The sequence below is a fragment of the Parapedobacter composti genome (assembly GCF_900112315.1).
GTDB classification, from domain to species: Bacteria; Bacteroidota; Bacteroidia; order Sphingobacteriales; family Sphingobacteriaceae; genus Parapedobacter; species Parapedobacter composti.
The window spans coordinates 119,196-136,386 of the sequence record NZ_FOLL01000003.1 but is presented as its reverse complement, the minus strand read 5'-3'; the positions used below and the strand labels follow the sequence as shown (position 1 = coordinate 136,386).

Genomic DNA, 17,191 nt, shown 5'->3' with positions numbered 1-17,191 from the left:
CGCCGAAAGGTTGCATGAGTATGGAAATTTTTTTTTACCGGATATCCAGCTTGACGTTCCGCCCCCCGTCGGCCGAAACCGTAAGGTGGAGCGCTACGGCACCGGAAGGAAGGAGGCCGGCGATTTTCTCGGGCCACTCTACCAAGCAATACCGGCCGGAGTAAAAATACTCCTCATAGCCCATATCCATGGCCTCCTGTTCAGACTTGATACGGTAGAAATCGAAATGGTACACCGGCCCATGTGGCGAAACATACTCGTTCACGATAGCAAAGGTGGGACTTGAAACGGCGTCCGTCACCCCCAACTCCTTGCAAATCGCCTTGATGAAGGTGGTCTTTCCGGCGCCCATCTCTCCATAGAACAGGAAAACGCGGCGTTCGCCGGCTGCAGCCAGCACCTGCGCCGCAGCCGACGGCAATGCCGCTATGTCTGCTATCGCTATGTCCATAGCGGCAAAAATACGTTTTTCCTTATTTGGTGGTATAGGTTGCGTAGGGGATTATCACTTCCTCCAGCGATATGCCGCCATGCTGGAATGTTTCATTGAAATAGTTAACGAAGTGGTTGTAATTGTTCGGGTAAACAAAATAAGTATCTTCTTTTGCGAAGATGAAGCTGGAACTCACATGCAGCTTCGGCAGCATGGCGTCATGCGGATTCTTGATGTGCAGCACGTCTTTAGCGATGAAGTTCAAATTTTTACCCTGCTTATAACGCAGGTTGGTATTGGTATTCCGATCGCCAATGACCTTGCTGGCATGCTTCACGCGGATGGTGCCGTGATCGGTGGTAATCACCACGCGCACTTGCTTCTGCGATAACCATTTCAGCGCATCCAGCAACGGCGAATGCTCAAACCATGAAAGGGTGAGGGAGCGGTAAGCCGCTTCATCATTAGCCAGCTCGCGAATCATGGCCATATCGGTGCGCGCATGGGAAAGCATATCCACGAAGTTGTACACCAGCACATTCAAATCATTGCCCATCAGGTTGCTCAGGTTGTCAGCCACATCGCGTCCCTGTTCAAGCGTCAGTACCTTGGTATAGGTATGTTTGCATTCCTTTCGGTAAAGACGCTTAATTTGGTCAGCTAAAAATGCGTCTTCATGCAGGTTCTTGCCTCCCTCATCTTCATCGTTCTGCCAGAGATCCGGGTAGCGCCGTTCCATCTCCAAGGGCATTAGCCCACTGAATATCGCATTACGGGCATATTGCGTCGCCGTGGGCAGGATGCTGTAATAGCTGTCTTCCTCTTCCAGCCGGAAGTAGTTGGTAATTACATCATTGATAACCTTCCATTGGTCGTAACGCAGGTTATCGATGAGGAAAAAAAACGTGGGCCTGTTATCCTGCAAAGCCGGAAACACCTTCTTTCGGAATAACTGATGTGACATGATAGGCCCTTTGTCCGGCTCCTTCACCCAAGTCAGGTACTGCTTTTCCATAAATTTGGAAAACTGCATGTTCGCCTCCGCTTTCTGCAGCGTCAGCACCTCATGCATGCCCGCATCTTCCAACTTTTCCAACGAAAGCTCCCAGTATATCAGCTTTTTGTAAACATCCGCCCACTGCTCATAATCCAGGTTGTCATTCAGGATCATGCCCAGGTTACGGAAATCCTGTTGATAAGCCATAGAGGTCTTTTCGCTGATCAGCCGCTTATTTTCGGTGAGCTTCTTGATCGTGAGCAGGATCTGCTTGGGGTTAACGGGCTTTATCAGGTAATCGTCTATCTTTGAGCCGATGGCGTCCTCCATGAGGTGTTCTTCTTCATTTTTGGTTACCAACACCATCGGAACGGCAGGGTTGATGTTTTTCAGCTCGAACAGTGTTTCAAGTCCCGTAAGGCCCGGCATGTTCTCATCCAGGAACACCAGGTCATAAAAACCCTTTTTGAAAGCCTCCACGGCATCATTCCCGTTGGTCACCGTTTTCACGCCATACCCTTTTTCATTCAGCAGCATGATGTGCGGTTTCAGCAAATCGATCTCATCATCTGCCCATAATATGTTGGTTTCTTGCATGCTTCTTTAATCAGATTAAGTGCGAACATAGCGAAAAGTTTGGCTGAAGATGTCATTTTTAACAAAAATTAACAGGGCAGAGCCGTATCTTTGCAACGTGGCATACAAGGGTGTTGCCCTTTGCATGAACAGCTACTGAAATTGAATAAAAAGAAGATCATCAACGACCCCGTTTACGGATTCATAGCCATCCCATCGGGTTTCATTTTCGACCTGGTACAGCATCCGTATTTCCAACGGCTCCGGTACATCAAGCAGGTGAGCATGACCCACCTGGTTTACCCCGGTGCATTGCACACCCGTTTCCAGCATGCCCTGGGAGCCATGCACCTTATGGTACTGGCCATAGAAACGTTGCGCAGTAAAGGCGTGCCCATCACGGCGGAAGAGGAAGAGGCCGTGTTGGCTGCCATCCTGCTGCACGATATCGGTCATGGCCCGTTCTCCCATTCACTGGAGCATACCCTTGTTGAGGGCGTTTCTCACGAAATGCTTTCCGCGCTTATGATGGATGAGCTAAACCGGACATTCGAGGGGAAGCTCGAGCTGGCCATCACGATTTTCAATGATCGCTACCCCCGCAGGTTCCTGCACCAGCTGGTTTCCGGGCAACTGGATATCGACCGCATGGATTACCTCAGCCGCGACAGCTTCTTCACCGGAGTTGCCGAAGGCGTTATCAGCTTTGATCGCATCATTAAGATGCTCCACGTGGTCGACAATGAACTTGTGGTTGAGCAAAAAGGCATTTATTCGGTAGAAAAATTTTTGATTGCTCGTCGGCTGATGTATTGGCAGGTATACCTCCATAAAACCGTGCTCAGCGCCGAACAGATGCTGCTCAAAATCCTCCAACGCGCAAAAGCCCTCTATGAGTCGGGCGTATCGCTCTTCGCCTCCCCATCGTTGGAACATTTTTTGCGAAACACCATCACACGCGAAAATTTCACAGAAAGCGGGTCGCATTTGATGCACTTTTCACGTCTTGACGATACAGACATCCTGTCGGCGGTAAAGACATGGGCTCACCATGATGATCCCATCCTTTCGATGTTATGCTCACGGCTGATGGCCCGGTCGCTATACCGCACGGAGCTGCATAACTCGGTGCCGGACGATACGTTGCTCCAGGAACTGAAACAACGGGCGATCGCATACTTCGGTATCAGCGCAGCCGACGTGGATTATTATGTATGGACGCAATCGATTGAGAACAGTGCTTACGAGCCCAACACCAGTACCATCAAAATACTCATGAAAAACGGGAGCATACAGGATATCGCCGAGGCATCAGACCTTTCCAACTTGGAAACATTGTCCAGGAAAGTGCAGAAATTTGCCATTTCCTTCCCCAAGGAGCTACTGGCTTCTGCCGGATCCTCAATCGATTGATAGCCAAGAGCAAAAAATTTGAATATACTTTTATAAACTTATACATTTGCAGATGCAATTTTCCGCACATCAAATAGCAACGCTCGTCAACGGTTCCGTAGAAGGGGATCCCGATGTGATGGTCGACCAGCTTGCTAAAATCGAGGAAGCCTCAAGTGGCAGCCTTTCTTTTTTATCCAACCCGAAATACGAACAATACCTTTACACCACAAAGGCATCTATTGTCATTGTCAATGAGGATCTAAAAATAGATCGGCCGGTACAGGCCACCATCATCCGTGCCAAGAATGCGTATACCGCATTTTCCACATTGCTGGAGCTTTATAACCAAATGCGCCTTCAACGGGTCGGCATTGAGGAGCCTGTATTCATCCATCCGAGCGCTAAAATTGGCAAAAACGCTTATATCGGCGCCTTTGCTTACATCGATAAGGACGTCGTCATCGGCGATAACTGCAAAATCTATCCCCATGTATACATCGGCGAAAATGCCCAAATCGGCGATGATACCACCCTGTTTTCGGGGGTGACCGTTTATTTTGATTGTGTCATTGGCCAGCGAGCGGTCATCCACTCCGGAACCGTTATCGGCAGTGACGGCTTCGGGTTTGCGCCCCAGGAAGACGGTACCTACACCAAAATCAGCCAGATCGGCAACGTGCTGATTGAAGACGATGTCGAAATCGGCGCCAATACGGTTATTGACCGTGCCACCATGGGCTCAACCATTATTCGCAAAGGGGTGAAGCTGGACAACCTCATCCAGGTAGCCCACAACGTCGAAATCGGCAAGAATACGGTCATCGCTGCCCAATCCGGTATTTCAGGCAGCACCAAAATCGGCGAACATGCGGTTATCGGCGGGCAAGTAGGCATTGTCGGACACATTTCCATCGCCAATGGCAGCCAGATTCAGGCCCAGTCGGGCGTAAACCGTACCATCGCCGAAACCGGCAAAAAATGGTCGGGCACCCCCGCAGCGCCTTACAGCGCACAGATGCGCTCACAGGTCGTATACTCCCGCCTGCCCGAACTCGAACGCCGCCTTGAAGAACTCGAACAACTATTATTAACCAAAGAACTCTTGAAATAGGATAAGCTATCGCGCTAATGAATGTAAAACAACGAACCATCAAATCAGAAATTACCATCTCGGGAGTAGGGCTACATACCGGCAAGCCCGTAACCATGACCTTGAAACCAGCGCCGGAACACCATTGGTACAAATTCCGGCGCATTGACCTGCCCGATCAACCCACCGTATTGGTAGATGCCGACAACGTTTCAGACACATCCCGCGGCACAACCATTTCCCAAAACGGAGCCAGCGTGAGCACCATTGAGCACCTCATGGCCGCTTTGGTAGGCCTGCAAATCGACAATGTGCTTATCGATATTGACGGCCCCGAAGTGCCCATCATGGACGGCAGCTCGGCACCCTTCGTCAAAGCCCTCGAGCAAACCGGCTATGTCGACCAGGGGGCTGATCGTGACTATTACGAAATACCCCATAACATCCACCATACCGAACCCGAAAGAAAAGTGGAAATGGTGGCCATGCCGCTGGATGGATACCGCTTTACCTGCATGATCGACTTCAATTCGCCCGTATTGGGCAGCCAGCATGCCTCCATCAGCAACATTGACGAGTTTTCGAAAGACATTGCTTCTTCCCGCACGTTCTGCTTTTTGCACGAACTGGAGATGCTGCTCCAGCACAACCTCATCAAAGGGGGCGACCTCAATAATGCCATTGTTGTGGTCGATAAAGAAGTGAGCAAAGAACAGCTGCGGCACCTTGCCAAGCTGTTCAACCGCGAAGACATTGACGTGGCCAAAGAAGGGATATTGGACAATATCGAACTCCGCCACCAAAACGAGCCCGCGCGGCATAAACTGCTGGACATGATCGGCGACTTGGCGCTCGTGGGGCGCCCCATCAAGGGTCATATTATGGCCGCAAGGCCGGGACACGCCGCCAACGTTGCTTTCGCCAAAAAAATCCGCGCACAGATCAAACGCGAGAAAAGCCGCAAGTACGTGAAGGTTTACGACCCAAACATGCCTCCCCTGTACGATACGGTGCAGATCATGAAAATATTGCCGCACAGGCAACCTTTCCTCATGATCGACAAAATCCTGGAACTCACCAAATCCCATGTGGTGGGCCTGAAAAACGTAACCATGAACGAAGATTTGTTCATGGGCCACTTCCCCGGTGCACCCGTATTCCCCGGAGTATTGCAAATCGAAGCCATGGCCCAAACCGGCGGCATCCTGGTACTCAGCACCGTGCCCGACCCGGAGAATTACCTCACCCTGTTCCTCAAAATCGAAAACGCAAGGTTCAAAGCGCAGGTAAACCCGGGAGATACCATCATCTTCCGCTGTGACCTGCTGGAGCCAATACGCCGGGGCATCGCACAGATGAAAGGCGTGGGAATGGTCGGTGAAAAAATTGTTGTTGAGGCCGAGCTGATGGCACAAATCGTAAAAGTTAAAGAAGGTAAAGAAGGTCAAGCATGATACAGCCCTTAGCATATATACATCCTCAAGCAAAAATTGCCGGCAATGTGGTCATCGAGCCGTTTGTAACCATCCACAAAGACGTCATTATCGAAGAAGGCACGTGGATTGGCTCTAACGTCACCATCATGAACGGTGCACGCATCGGCAAAAACTGCCGCATATTCCCGGGGGCTGTCATTTCAGGCATTCCGCAGGATCTCAAGTTTGAAGGGGAAGACACCACCGCAGAAATCGGCGATAATACCACCATCAGGGAATGCGTTACCGTAAACCGGGGCACCAAGGACCGTTGGAAAACCGTTATCGGTAAAAATTGCCTTATCCAAGCCTATAGCCATATCGCCCACGATTGCATCGTAGGCGATAACTGTATTTTTTCCAACAGCAGCACGCTGGCGGGCCACATTACCGTGGGCGACTATGTCGTACTGGCAGGCCTCGTGGCTGTTCACCAGTTCTGCCATATCGGCTCGCACGCCTTCATTGCCGGCGGATCGCTGGTTCGCAAAGACGTGCCCCCCTTCGTTAAAGCCGCCCGTGAACCTTTGTCCTATGCAGGCATCAACTCCGTAGGCTTACGGCGGCGGGGATTCTCGTCCGGCCAGATCAACGAGATTCAAGACATTTACCGGGTGCTGTTCGTAAAAAATAACAACCTGGCCAAAGCACTCGATGTTATCGAGGCTGAATACAAACCTACGGAAATACGTGATGAAATACTGGATTTCGTACGCAACTCCAACCGGGGCGTCATGAAAGGGTTCGGTCAAAGCAAGGGGCTGCTTTAGACGATGGAAATCATCCTCGAGGGCATCGGCAGGCGCTTCAACCGGGACTGGATTTTCCGGCACCTGGACTACCGCTTTACGGCTGGGCAGCGCTATGCCATCCTTGGGCCGAACGGCTCAGGAAAGTCTACGCTGCTCCAGGTCGTCGCATCCAGCCTTACCCCCTCAGCCGGGCATATCACCTACCGGCTGGCAGGTAAGGCCGTTGAACCGGATGAGATGTACCGTTATCTTGCATTGGCCGCACCATACATCGAACTCATCGAAGAGTTTTCGCTCCGGGAGCAGCTCCGCTTCCATTTCAGCCACAAAAACTACCTTGCAGGGTTCAACGAACAGGCGATTATTGACTTTTTGGAGCTGCACGCCGCAAAAGACAAACAGCTAAGGCATTTTTCTTCCGGAATGAAACAGCGGGTTAAACTGGTGCTGGCCTGCTGTGCAGACACTCCCCTGATTCTGCTTGATGAGCCTACCAGCAACCTCGATGAGCCGGGCGTGAATTGGTACCTGCGCCTGGTGGAACGTACTGCGCACGGCCGGCTGCTGATCATCTGTTCTAATCAGGAAAGGGAATACAGTTTTTGCGATCATCATTTGTACATAACAGACTATAAAACCTAGCCAAATGCGAAAGCGCCCGCGGCGTAACACCTTTCGGTGCGCCACGTGGCTGTTTATTGGCGCCCAAAAGCGCTTCGCTGCATGGTTTCACGCCTGTTGCACAGCGAGCCTTGCCGAAAAGTAAGCAGGTAAATGTGCCCAGCCGCATTTGGTGATTGACCGCCGCTTTCGTATCTTTGTGGCCAATTAAATTATCGTACTAATATGGCCAAAGCTTCAGACGTAAAAACCGGTAACATCTTGCGCTTCAACGGTGAACTGGTAGCTGTAGAGGAATACATACACCGCACTCCCGGAAACCTGCGGGCGTTTTACCAAGCCAAAATGCGCAACGTAAAAACCGGGAAGCTCGTGGAATACCGCTTCCGTACCGACGAAGAAGTCGAAATTGCACGTGTAGAAACCAACGACTACCAATACCTCTATGAAGACGGAGATTTCTTTGTGGTAATGGACAACAATACCTTTGATCAATTTAACATACCGAAACATCTTTTTGGGGATTCGGCACGCTTTTTGAAAGAAGGTATGCAGGTGCTGGTAGCCATGGAAAGTGAAGAACCCATCATGGCGCAGGCGCCAACGACGGTGGAGCTGGAAGTGACGTATACCGAACCGGCCGTGAAAGGTGACACATCCACCAATGCACTGAAAAGTGCTACCGTGGAGACAGGCGTGGAAATCAAGGTTCCGCTGTTTGTCAACCAGGGAGATAAAGTAAAAGTTGATACCCGCTCCGGTGACTACATCGAGCGCGTGAAATAAGAGTTCAAATTTTTAGGTTTAGGTTGATTATTCGGTCTTGGGGCTCCCCGCCTCGAGGCCGATTTTTTTGTATAACACCCGTTGTGTACATTTGCAGTACATGACGCTCCCAGCAACCAAGTCTGAGCTCCGCAAACAGTATCGCGAAAAGCGGATAAACTTGTCAGACACCGAGTTTGTACGACTGAACGGGCAGTTATTAACACAATTGAAGCAGCTGGATTTCTCCGGATATGCCCTCGTTCACCTCTTCCTGCCCATACTGGGTAACCGTGAGCCGGACACTTTTGCCGTTGCCGCCTGGTTAAAACAGCAATATCCGGCAATCCGTCTGGCCATATCGAGGAGCGATAGCGCCACTGCCGGGATGCAACATGTTCTGTGGGATGAGGCTACGGTTTTGACACCTAACCGATGGGGTATCCCCGAGCCGCAAAACGGCACGCCCATTGAGCCGGCAGCGATAGACGCCGTGCTGGTGCCGCTCCTGGCTTTTGATACCCATGGCAACCGCGTAGGCTATGGCAAAGGGTTTTACGACCGCTTCCTCCGGGCCTGCCGGGCCGATACACAAAAAATCGGCCTTTCGCTGTTCGATGCGACACCCCGCATCAGCGACGTGAACGCATTTGACGTCCGCCTCGACCGCTGCGTCACCCCTTATCGCATCTGGCAATTCGACGCTAATACAGCACCCTGAATTTAACCGTATTATCGATTTGCCGGAGCTGTTTGAGCAGCTGTTTGTCGTATTGCGTGTCAACGTCGGTCACCGCATAGCCAATGTTCCCCTTCGTCATCAGGAATTGAGCCACAATATTGATGCTGTTGTCGGCAAACACCTGGTTAATCTGCGCCATCACGCCGGGCACATTCCTGTGTATGTGGAGCAGGCGGTGGGCTTTTTCAATTTTCGGCAGCTGCAGGTTCGGGAAATTACGGCTCATATACGTATCCCCCTTATTGATGAAGTCGGCCATCCGCCGGGGAATGAACTCGCTGTTCCGTTTTTTCTCTTTCTTGTCGTCAAACAGCACGATGCCCTTCTCATTGCAGATTTCCCGGTTTACGCGGTGTTTGCTATCGCCGAGGTAGCCGATGGTTTTCAGTTTATCCGCCCGCGCCAGCTGCTCATCGGCCAGCTGCTCCCCTTTGCCGAGCAGCAGCATGCCCACGTCTTTCACGTACTTCTCTTCAAAAGTGGCTTTCACGCGGATAGAGAACCCGTCGCGCTTAAGGATATGCGCGGCTATTTCCGGTACATCGCCTACAATCAGGCACAGGATGCGGTTCTTCGGATAGGAGATGGCACGCGGCAGGTCGTTTACATACAGAAATTCATCGAAGCTGGGCGTCACGTGGTCGGCTTTCTCTGACACGCTCTTTCGCTCAATGTTCTCCGTAAACGCAAAAAAACGCGCTATTAGCCCCGATTCCTTTAGCTGGAAGTCAGAGTAACCATCGCCGATGCCATATATCCTTCCCGGCAGCTGCAGCTGCCGGAGCAGCTTCACCTTCCCGCCTTCTTCTGACAGCGGGTTGCCCTCGTCATAGCCGGTGATGTTACCCGCTTCATCAAACGTGAAGGTGTTGGCATACACGTTTTCCGGTTTAATGTGATAACGGCTTACCACGGGCACGATGAACTCCTTGAACCCCCCGGAAACAATCAGCGCACTGTCGCTATGCTTCTTGAAAAACTCCCGGTTACGCGAAAACGAAGTGGAAACCCTCCTCCGCAGGATAGACACCAGCTTTTTCAGGTGCTCACGGTTGGCCTCCAGCAGCCGTACCCGCCTGGATAGGCTTTCGCGGAACGAGAGCTCTCCGTTCATCGACAAGTCGGTAAGCTTGCTGATCTCTTCATAAATCAATTCTTTTGCCGGATGGTCGGCCAGCGAAATGCGGGCCAGCTCATCCAGCGCCTCCACCTGCGTGAAGGTACTGTCAAAGTCAATGATGTAATAGTTCTTCAATTTATGCTGTTTTTTTCAGTGTAATACAGATTTCGCGCAGCGTTTCGTCTATCGGTTTGAGCGCCATGCCGGTTACCTCAATCAGCTTTTTGTTCGAAAAACGGACCCTGCTACTGGCTGAATGAGCCGTCTCACGGGTCAGCAGGGGACGCTTGCCCGAAAGGAGTGATGCCAGGTAGGCGGCACGCCACGCAATACCCAACAGAAAAGGTGTCGCCCGGTATTGCGGCGCCGGTCGTCCAAGGTACCTGCTGCATCGCTCCAGCAGCTCTTTGCTGCTCATATTAACGTTGTTCAGCAGAAAACGCTCTCCACTGACCGACGGATTTTCCATCAGCAGCACCATGGCCTTGGCCACATCCTCCACATCGATGAGCCCCACCCAGCCGGTCGCGTAAAACCTAAGGCCCCTGTGAAGCAAGGAAAAGATCGCGCCGCCGCTGTCACCACCCTCCATCCGTGCCGAAGCGCCGATCACCAATGAGGGATTGACGATAACGGCATCCAGTCCCTCGGCAATGCCGCGCCAAACTTCCATCTCGGCCTCGTATTTCGATATGGCATAGCCCGGTTGCCTTGCATGGAATTCCCAAAGGTCGCTTTCCGTGGTTTCCTGACCGTCCTTGGCCCTGCCCAGCGCAGCAATGGAGCTCACGTGCAGCAGCCGTGCACCGCGCTCCAGCGCGAGCGTCACCACGTTGGCCGTCCCCTCTACATTTACCTTCATCAGCAGTTCCCGATCAGCCGCATGGTAGGAGATTTTGGCCGCGCAGTGGTATACCTTGGTGATGCCCTCAAACACATCCTCCAAGGCAAAAAAGTCATTGATATCCGCGTTTACCCACTCCAGCCCCGCTGCCCCCACCAAATCGGCCGGCACCAACGATGATTCCCGTTTCGTGGCACGTACCCGCACGCCTGACGCTATCAGCCGCTTAATCAATATCGAACCCAGAAAACCTGTTCCTCCAGTTACTAAAACCACCGCCGTAGAATAGTTGACAATAACGCTTTCAAAAGTAAGGTAATAAATGGATATTTGCACCATGTCCCTATCCGTTTTCTTTTCGCCTGTTTCCCTGGCGGACTTTACGCCCGATACTGGGTTTTTCCGCTCACAGCTGGGTGCCGTAGTACGCGCCTATGAGCAGAACTTTCCGGATTTGGAAGACGACAAGCCGGATTTGGCCATCTTTGGGGTGCTGGACGACCGCATGGCGATTGGCAATAGGGGGTGTGCCGAAGCGGCCCACGCCGTGCGTAACTATCTATATACCCTATACCAGGGCGATTACAACGTGCGCCTTGCCGATTTGGGCAATATCCGGGCCGGAGAAACGGTAACAGATACCTATGCCGCGGTAAAGACGGTCGTCAGCGAACTGATCAGGGACGGCATCGTGCCCATCATCCTGGGGGGCGGGCAAGACATTACTTATGCCCAATACCTTGGATACGAGCCGCTGGAGCAAAAGGTAGAAGTATCCGTTATAGATTCCCGGTTTGACTTGGATCAGGAGCAAACCGAAAGCGCTCCGCTTAATTCGCAGACCTATCTCAACCATATTATCCTGCACCAACCGGACTACCTGTTCAACTTAAACAGCCTCGCTTATCAAACCTATTTCGTCAGCAAAGAATCCATCGCCATGTATGATAAGCTGTATTTCAACACGATGCGGCTGGGGGCTATTGCTGGCAAGCTCGATCACATCGAACCCATTATCCGGGCGGCCGATATGGTGAGTTTCGACATGGGTGCCCTGCGTTTTTCCGATGCCCCTGGAAGTGCCCACACCACACCGAATGGTCTGTTCGGCCATGAGGCCTGCCAGATTTGCCGCTATGCCGGCATGAGTGACAAGCTCACCTCCATCGGCTTTTACGAATACAACCCTTCGCTTGATCAACGCGGGCAAACCGCCCTGCTTATGGCCGAAATGGTTTGGTACTTCATCGACGGATTCTATAACCGCAAGCACGATGCGCCGCTGGTGCCCAAGTCGGCCTACATCACCTACCGAACCACATTGCATGACGATGCTTACGAGCTGGTGTTCATCAAGAGCAAGAAATCCGATCGCTGGTGGATGCAAGTACCCTATTGGGGGTCCAAATCCGTTAACGAACGCTATTACCTGGTTCCCTGCCGCTACGAAGACTATCAGACCGCCGTGTCGGGCGAGATGCCCGATCTATGGTGGAAGACCCACCAGAAACTGCAATAAATCCATATGGTTGATTTTCCGTATCTTTGCGGCGGATATTGATAATCGGATATGGCCGTACGCATTGGAAATATCGATTTAGGGGAATTCCCGCTGCTTCTCGCGCCGATGGAGGATGTGAGCGACCCACCGTTCCGTTTTGTGTGCAAGCAAAACGGAGTGGATCTCATGTATACCGAATTTATATCCTCCGAAGGCCTCATCCGTGATGCCGCCAAGAGCCGCCAAAAGCTGGACATTTTTGAGTATGAACGGCCCATCGGCATCCAGATTTTCGGCAGCGACATTGATACCATGCGCGAGGCCACGCAAATCGCCTCACAGGCCGGGCCCGATCTGATCGATATCAACTATGGTTGCCCCGTCAAGAATGTAGCGTGCCGCGGGGCAGGTGCAAGTTTGTTACAGGACATTGACAAAATGACCGCCATGACGAAAGCCGTCGTGGAAGCCACCCACCTGCCCGTCACCGTGAAAACCCGCCTCGGGTGGGACGACAATACCAAGAACATTTATGAAGTAGCCGAGCGCCTGCAGGACGTGGGCATCCAGGCATTGAGCATCCACGGCCGTACACGGTCCCAGATGTATAAAGGCCAGGCCGACTGGCGGCTTATCCGTGAGGTCCGGCGCAATCCGCGCATCCGCATACCCATTTTTGGCAATGGCGACGTGGACAGTGTGGAAAAAGCCGCCGCATGGCGGATGGAATACGAGGTGGACGGCATCATGATTGGGCGCGCCTCCATCGGTTACCCGTGGATATTCCGCGAAATCAAGCACTTCTTCCAAACGGGCGAATACCTGCCCGGCCCCACCATCGCCGAACGGGTATCCGTCTGCCGGACGCATTTCGAAAAGTCCATCCAATGGAAAGGGGAAAAAACCGGTGTCTTTGAAATGCGCCGCCATTATGCCAACTACTTCAAGGGCATCCCCCATTTCAAGGAATACCGCACCCGGCTGGTATCGCTCACCGATGTCGCCGAGATCCACGCCGTGCTCGACGAGATCGGCGAACAATTTGCCATGGAAGAAGTCGCTTAATCCTTCCGTAGCAACGCCAACAGGGTTTTCCGCTCGATGAGCAGCGTTGCCCCAGCAAAAACCACAAACAACAGGTTGCCGATGATGAGGTGGCGGTCAAACACGTCAAACGCCAACCAGCAAACCACTATGCCTGCGAGGATATAGCCACCGTTCTTGCCGACGCGGTAGGGGATGGGGTAATGGCGCTGTCCCCATAGGTAAGAGATAAGCACCATGCTACCATAAGCCAGCAAGGTCGCCCACGCCGAAGCCACATAACTGTACTGCGGGATAAAAACGACATTCAACACCAATGTAATAACCGCTCCGATGCCCGAGATGTAAAGTGCAAACCGCGTCTGGTCAGACAGCTTGTACCAGATAGACAGATTCATGTAAATGCCCAGCAGCACATAGTTCAACAGCAGTACCGGAACGATTGGGAGGCCAGACCAGTATGCGGCCTGCTCAGCGGGGCTGCCGCCCTCGATGAAGTACTTCAGCCATTCGATATTGACCGTGATGCCCACCATCACCAGCACCATGGCGATGACAAAGTAGTCCATGATCAGCGCATAGATCGTGCGTGCGTTTTCATTTTTTGCATAACTAAAGAAAAAAGGTTCGGCACCCAGCCGGAACGCCTGCACGCCGATGCTGAGGAAAACCGCAATTTTGGACACCGCACCATAAATTCCCAGATCCCTGGCGCCCACCCCTCCGGGAAGCAACTTGGGAATCAATATTTTGTCAACGTGTTCATTGATGATGAACGAGATATTGGCCACCAGCACCGGAAAACTATAGGTAATCATATCCTTGGCCAACTTCCGGTCGAGGCGCAGTTTCAGTTTGGCGATTTCCGGCAGCAGCAGCAACAGCGTCAGCCCGCTGGCTGCCAGGTTTGACAGAAAAACATACCCCACCCAGCCCTCACGGTACCAGGTGGCTATGCCCGCCGAGCCGACCGCTCCTTGTTCCAACAGCCAGGGAATAGCCACAATGAACAACAGATTAAGGCCAACGAACGTCAGGATATTAACCAATTTAAGCAGAGCAAAGCGCACCGGGCGCCCTTCAGCCCGCAGGCGGGCAAACGGAATAACAGCCAACGCGTCTGCCACGAGAATCCACGCAAAATAGCGGACATAACGGTTATAGTCCGCATCGTAATACCCATTATTTAGCCATGTGGCGATGCCACCTGAAAACAGGTGCACCGTAATGATAAACACCGCCGAGGTAAACAGGATAATGACAAAACTATTGTTATATACCTGAGCCCGGTTTCCTTCATGCTTTTGCAGGTACCGGAAATACGTGGTTTCCATGCCGAAAGCAAGCACCGCGCTGAGCATCGCCGCCCAGCTGTACATATTGTTGAAAATACCGTATACAGCGGGCGAGAATCGGTCCACGAACAATGGCGTAAGCACAAAGTTGATTAACCGGGCAACGATGGTGCTCAGCCCGTATATGGCGGTTTGTCCGGCGAAGTTCCTGAGTACAGACAAGCGTTAAAACATTAAGGTCAGCCCTGCGTTTTCCTGATGACCTCAAAGTTACGATAGTTTTTCATTTCGCCCTCCACGTGGTCTACTTTTTCCACCTCAGCCTTCTCAGGCCCTTCGCGGCACCAGTCCAGAAACTCCTCCAGCGCAAAGTCGTCGCCCTCCGCTTCGATATACACCGTGCCGTCCGGCCGGTTCTGTGCCGTGCCCTTTACGCCCAGCTGGTCGGCCACCGCCTTGGTGGTCAACCGGAAAAATACCCCTTGCACCTTGCCGTGCACCGTGATGTTAAGGTGTTTCTTTTCGTTCATGTTATCATTCCAATACAGCTTCCAGCTTGAACACCCACGCGTGTTCGCAGGGCATCGTCGCCGGCGTTACCGCCGGAGGCGTGATGGTCAGTCCACCGCCGCCGGCCTTCGCCTTTACCGCAACGGGCGATCCCAGCAGGGAAACAGACAGGGGCCGCTTAACGCCGGGCACCCTCAGGGGAGCCGTGGGCCACTGCTTGCAGATGACATACAGGTCGTTGCCCTTACGGGTATAGTACACATCCGGCTGCGCTTCAGCAGCCGGTCGTTCCAGCCACGCCCGGGTACCATAAATTGCCTCGCCGTTTACCTGGAGCCAGCGCCCGATGTCAAGCAAACGCTGTTCCATAATCACGGGGATAAGCCCGTTGGCCCTGGGGCCCACATTGAGCAGCAGGTTGCCGCCATTGCTTACCTTGTCGATCAGCAAATCCACCAGCTGCTTGGAAGAGAAATAATGCGCCGTGGTTTCAAACTGGTTGTAACCATACGACGTGCCGATACCGCGGCTCTCTTCCCAGGGATGTGTGGCCTTATCGCCAATACCTTTATCGTTATGCACCAAATCGTACTCCGTCGTATAATACCCGCCGTGCTTGCTGCGCGTCTCCTTGCCCCATCGGTCATTCACCACAACGGTTTCCTTTACCGGCGACTCATTATACAGCCACGCGAGAAAGTCGGCGCTCTTCAAGGTTTCGCTGGTGTAATCCCATTCACCGTCAGAAAAAAGCACTTCCGGCCGGTAAGCATTAACCAGCTCCTTCATCTGCGGAATCATGTAGGTATCCACCCATTGTTCGATGGTTTCTTTTTTGTATAACGGGTGGCTCCATTCCAGCAGGGAATAATAAAAGCCCATGTGCAGGCCTGCATCGCGCACCGCCTGCGTAAGTTCTCCGGCCAAATCGCGGTTGGCGCCTATCTCCATGCTGTTCCACTTGGGGCTGTACCGGCTGGGCCATAGGCAGAAGCCATCGTGGTGCTTAGACGTAAGCACCACATACCTGGCGCCGGCACGCTTGAATAGGTCGGCCCACTTCGCCGCATCAAAATGTTCCGCATTGAACATCGGCGCAAAATCACTATACGTAAAGTGCTCCCCATAGGTTGCCCGGTGATAATCCGTAAACAGCTTATTGCCCCCCTTAAGGCGGTTTTCGTAATGTTCGGCATACTTTTCGTAAATCCCTTCAACCTCATCCACGGGCGCATACGCCGGAACGGAGTAGGGGCCCCAGTGGATGAAAATCCCGAACTTGGCATCACGCCACCATTGTGGTACCTCCCGCTGATCCAACGACTCCCAGTTGGCCTGATAAGGCTGAGCCGCCAGCTCGGCCACAATGAGAAAAGCTAACAGACTTGCAAATAAAGGTTTCATGGTCCTATAATTGTTTGTACCCACGAATGTAACGAATCATCCCGATGCTTCTGTTCTTTTGGCAATACAGGTTACGATTAAGTTAATTGAGTTGAATAGGCCGGCTCCCGCAATGTTGACGCCCCTTAGTGGCTTTCCCCCTTTATTATTACGTAAGCGGATGCTGCGGAACGCCGTCAGCCGCCGCCGTTGTAGCCGGAATCCGCTTCCGTGCGGCGGGCAACAACACCGTGTAATAATAAATGATAAAGGCGAGACCACAGCAGAACGGTATCGCCGTGAAGTACCGCAGGTGATCGTATTCCGGCCAGAAAAACTCAAACGTCATCCACGTACAGTTAGCGCATATCCAGCATAACACGGCCAGGTTGTGGTACAGCTCACTTTTGATGTAACGGGTCTGGATGGTGATTTTGACAGCAAGCGCCACGGTAGGGATAACCATTACCATACCCAATGGCTGCCACAGCATCGCCCAACTGATGTCTTTAATCAGCCAAAATACAATATGTAGGTTTTCCGAAAAACGGAAACGGGCGGGCACCTGGTAAAGCGGCTCTTCCATTATTGTTTATTTTCCGCGCCGAAAATATCGTTTTCCGCGCACATACACAATGGTTATATTGC

General features: G+C 52.3%; 17 protein-coding genes. 9 read left to right on the top strand and 8 right to left on the bottom strand.

Annotated elements, in window-relative coordinates; genetic code table 11:
* Positions 1-34 precede the first annotated feature (34 nt).
* Both tsaE and porX read right to left on the bottom strand, forming a co-directional pair.
* Positions 35-451 (bottom strand): tRNA (adenosine(37)-N6)-threonylcarbamoyltransferase complex ATPase subunit type 1 TsaE, encoded by a 417-nt coding sequence (gene tsaE / locus BM030_RS05345; protein ID WP_090971934.1) that lies wholly within the window; start codon positions 449-451, stop codon positions 35-37.
* A 22-nt stretch (positions 452-473) separates the two neighbouring features.
* A complete protein-coding gene (porX, locus tag BM030_RS05340) occupies positions 474-2,027 on the bottom strand; it encodes a T9SS response regulator signal transducer PorX (RefSeq protein ID WP_090971932.1) in 1,554 nt (517 codons plus the stop codon).
* 141 nt (positions 2,028-2,168) lie between these two features.
* On the opposite strand from porX, the gene BM030_RS05335 reads away from it, so the two are divergent.
* The 7 genes from BM030_RS05335 to BM030_RS05305 all read left to right on the top strand — a co-directional run bounded on the left by BM030_RS05335 (position 2,169) and on the right by BM030_RS05305 (position 8,825).
* On the top strand, positions 2,169-3,419 hold the full coding sequence (locus BM030_RS05335) for an HD domain-containing protein (protein ID WP_090972229.1): 1,251 nt from the start codon (positions 2,169-2,171) through the stop codon (positions 3,417-3,419).
* Positions 3,420-3,471: 52 nt separating this feature from the next.
* Complete coding sequence (gene lpxD, locus BM030_RS05330; RefSeq protein ID WP_090971929.1) at positions 3,472-4,512, top strand: UDP-3-O-(3-hydroxymyristoyl)glucosamine N-acyltransferase; 1,041 nt, start codon at positions 3,472-3,474, stop codon at positions 4,510-4,512.
* A gap of 17 nt (positions 4,513-4,529) precedes the next feature.
* Positions 4,530-5,945 (top strand): bifunctional UDP-3-O-[3-hydroxymyristoyl] N-acetylglucosamine deacetylase/3-hydroxyacyl-ACP dehydratase, encoded by a 1,416-nt coding sequence (locus tag BM030_RS05325; RefSeq protein ID WP_170845637.1) that lies wholly within the window; start codon positions 4,530-4,532, stop codon positions 5,943-5,945.
* Positions 5,942-6,736 (top strand): acyl-ACP--UDP-N-acetylglucosamine O-acyltransferase, encoded by a 795-nt coding sequence (lpxA, locus tag BM030_RS05320; RefSeq protein ID WP_090971925.1) that lies wholly within the window; start codon positions 5,942-5,944, stop codon positions 6,734-6,736. The genes BM030_RS05325 and lpxA overlap by 4 nt, the downstream gene beginning before the upstream one ends.
* A 3-nt stretch (positions 6,737-6,739) precedes the next feature.
* Positions 6,740-7,360, top strand: a complete 621-nt coding sequence (locus BM030_RS05315; protein WP_090971924.1) for an ABC transporter ATP-binding protein — start codon at positions 6,740-6,742, stop codon at positions 7,358-7,360.
* Positions 7,361-7,564: 204 nt separating this feature from the next.
* Positions 7,565-8,125 carry an elongation factor P gene (gene efp / locus BM030_RS05310; protein ID WP_090971922.1) on the top strand — a complete coding sequence of 187 codons (561 nt, stop codon included), beginning with the start codon at positions 7,565-7,567 and terminating at the stop codon, positions 8,123-8,125.
* Positions 8,126-8,225: 100 nt separating this feature from the next.
* Complete coding sequence (locus BM030_RS05305) at positions 8,226-8,825, top strand: 5-formyltetrahydrofolate cyclo-ligase (protein ID WP_090971920.1); 600 nt, start codon at positions 8,226-8,228, stop codon at positions 8,823-8,825.
* Here BM030_RS05305 and BM030_RS05300 read toward each other — a convergent pair.
* Both BM030_RS05300 and BM030_RS05295 read right to left on the bottom strand, forming a co-directional pair.
* Positions 8,809-10,101 carry an HAD-IB family phosphatase gene (locus BM030_RS05300; RefSeq protein WP_090971918.1) on the bottom strand — a complete coding sequence of 431 codons (1,293 nt, stop codon included), beginning with the start codon at positions 10,099-10,101 and terminating at the stop codon, positions 8,809-8,811. The two genes, BM030_RS05305 and BM030_RS05300, sit on opposite strands and share 17 nt — an antisense overlap.
* 1 nt (position 10,102) lies before the next feature.
* Positions 10,103-11,149, bottom strand: coding sequence for an NAD-dependent epimerase/dehydratase family protein (locus tag BM030_RS05295; protein ID WP_244518697.1), 1,047 nt, complete (start codon positions 11,147-11,149; stop codon positions 10,103-10,105).
* Between BM030_RS05295 and BM030_RS05290 the strand changes: the two genes are divergently transcribed.
* The gene (locus tag BM030_RS05290) at positions 11,148-12,329 is read left to right on the top strand and encodes a formimidoylglutamase (protein ID WP_090971916.1); all 1,182 of its coding nucleotides are present in this window, start codon (positions 11,148-11,150) and stop codon (positions 12,327-12,329) included. The genes BM030_RS05295 and BM030_RS05290 overlap by 2 nt on opposite strands.
* 51 nt (positions 12,330-12,380) lie before the next feature.
* Positions 12,381-13,376 carry a tRNA dihydrouridine synthase DusB gene (dusB, locus tag BM030_RS05285; protein ID WP_090971914.1) on the top strand — a complete coding sequence of 332 codons (996 nt, stop codon included), beginning with the start codon at positions 12,381-12,383 and terminating at the stop codon, positions 13,374-13,376.
* Here dusB and BM030_RS05280 read toward each other — a convergent pair.
* From BM030_RS05280 to BM030_RS05265, 4 genes are all read right to left on the bottom strand, one after another.
* Positions 13,373-14,872, bottom strand: coding sequence for an oligosaccharide flippase family protein (locus BM030_RS05280; RefSeq protein ID WP_090971912.1), 1,500 nt, complete (start codon positions 14,870-14,872; stop codon positions 13,373-13,375). The genes dusB and BM030_RS05280 overlap by 4 nt on opposite strands.
* 17 nt (positions 14,873-14,889) lie before the next feature.
* Positions 14,890-15,180, bottom strand: a complete 291-nt coding sequence (locus tag BM030_RS05275) for an acylphosphatase (RefSeq protein WP_090971910.1) — start codon at positions 15,178-15,180, stop codon at positions 14,890-14,892.
* Positions 15,181-15,184: 4 nt separating this feature from the next.
* On the bottom strand, positions 15,185-16,564 hold the full coding sequence (locus BM030_RS05270; RefSeq protein ID WP_090971908.1) for an alpha-L-fucosidase: 1,380 nt from the start codon (positions 16,562-16,564) through the stop codon (positions 15,185-15,187).
* A gap of 148 nt (positions 16,565-16,712) precedes the next feature.
* Entirely contained in the window at positions 16,713-17,129 is a 417-nt protein-coding gene (locus BM030_RS05265) for a hypothetical protein (protein WP_090971905.1), read from the bottom strand.
* Positions 17,130-17,191 lie beyond the last annotated feature (62 nt).

What these genes read in the sequence shown, in the direction of transcription:
- BM030_RS05290 (WP_090971916.1), top strand. Translation starts at nt 11,148, where the DNA reads ATGTCCCTATCCGTTTTCTTTTCGCCTGTTTCCCTGGCGGACTTTACG.
- porX (WP_090971932.1), bottom strand. Translation starts at nt 2,027, where the DNA reads ATGCAAGAAACCAACATATTATGGGCAGATGATGAGATCGATTTGCTG.
- BM030_RS05295 (WP_244518697.1), bottom strand. Translation starts at nt 11,149, where the DNA reads ATGGTGCAAATATCCATTTATTACCTTACTTTTGAAAGCGTTATTGTC.
- BM030_RS05315 (WP_090971924.1), top strand. Translation starts at nt 6,740, where the DNA reads ATGGAAATCATCCTCGAGGGCATCGGCAGGCGCTTCAACCGGGACTGG.
- BM030_RS05325 (WP_170845637.1), top strand. Translation starts at nt 4,530, where the DNA reads ATGAATGTAAAACAACGAACCATCAAATCAGAAATTACCATCTCGGGA.
- BM030_RS05305 (WP_090971920.1), top strand. Translation starts at nt 8,226, where the DNA reads ATGACGCTCCCAGCAACCAAGTCTGAGCTCCGCAAACAGTATCGCGAA.
- BM030_RS05270 (WP_090971908.1), bottom strand. Translation starts at nt 16,564, where the DNA reads ATGAAACCTTTATTTGCAAGTCTGTTAGCTTTTCTCATTGTGGCCGAG.
- lpxA (WP_090971925.1), top strand. Translation starts at nt 5,942, where the DNA reads ATGATACAGCCCTTAGCATATATACATCCTCAAGCAAAAATTGCCGGC.
- dusB (WP_090971914.1), top strand. Translation starts at nt 12,381, where the DNA reads ATGGCCGTACGCATTGGAAATATCGATTTAGGGGAATTCCCGCTGCTT.
- tsaE (WP_090971934.1), bottom strand. Translation starts at nt 451, where the DNA reads ATGGACATAGCGATAGCAGACATAGCGGCATTGCCGTCGGCTGCGGCG.
- lpxD (WP_090971929.1), top strand. Translation starts at nt 3,472, where the DNA reads ATGCAATTTTCCGCACATCAAATAGCAACGCTCGTCAACGGTTCCGTA.
- BM030_RS05275 (WP_090971910.1), bottom strand. Translation starts at nt 15,180, where the DNA reads ATGAACGAAAAGAAACACCTTAACATCACGGTGCACGGCAAGGTGCAA.
- efp (WP_090971922.1), top strand. Translation starts at nt 7,565, where the DNA reads ATGGCCAAAGCTTCAGACGTAAAAACCGGTAACATCTTGCGCTTCAAC.
- BM030_RS05265 (WP_090971905.1), bottom strand. Translation starts at nt 17,129, where the DNA reads ATGGAAGAGCCGCTTTACCAGGTGCCCGCCCGTTTCCGTTTTTCGGAA.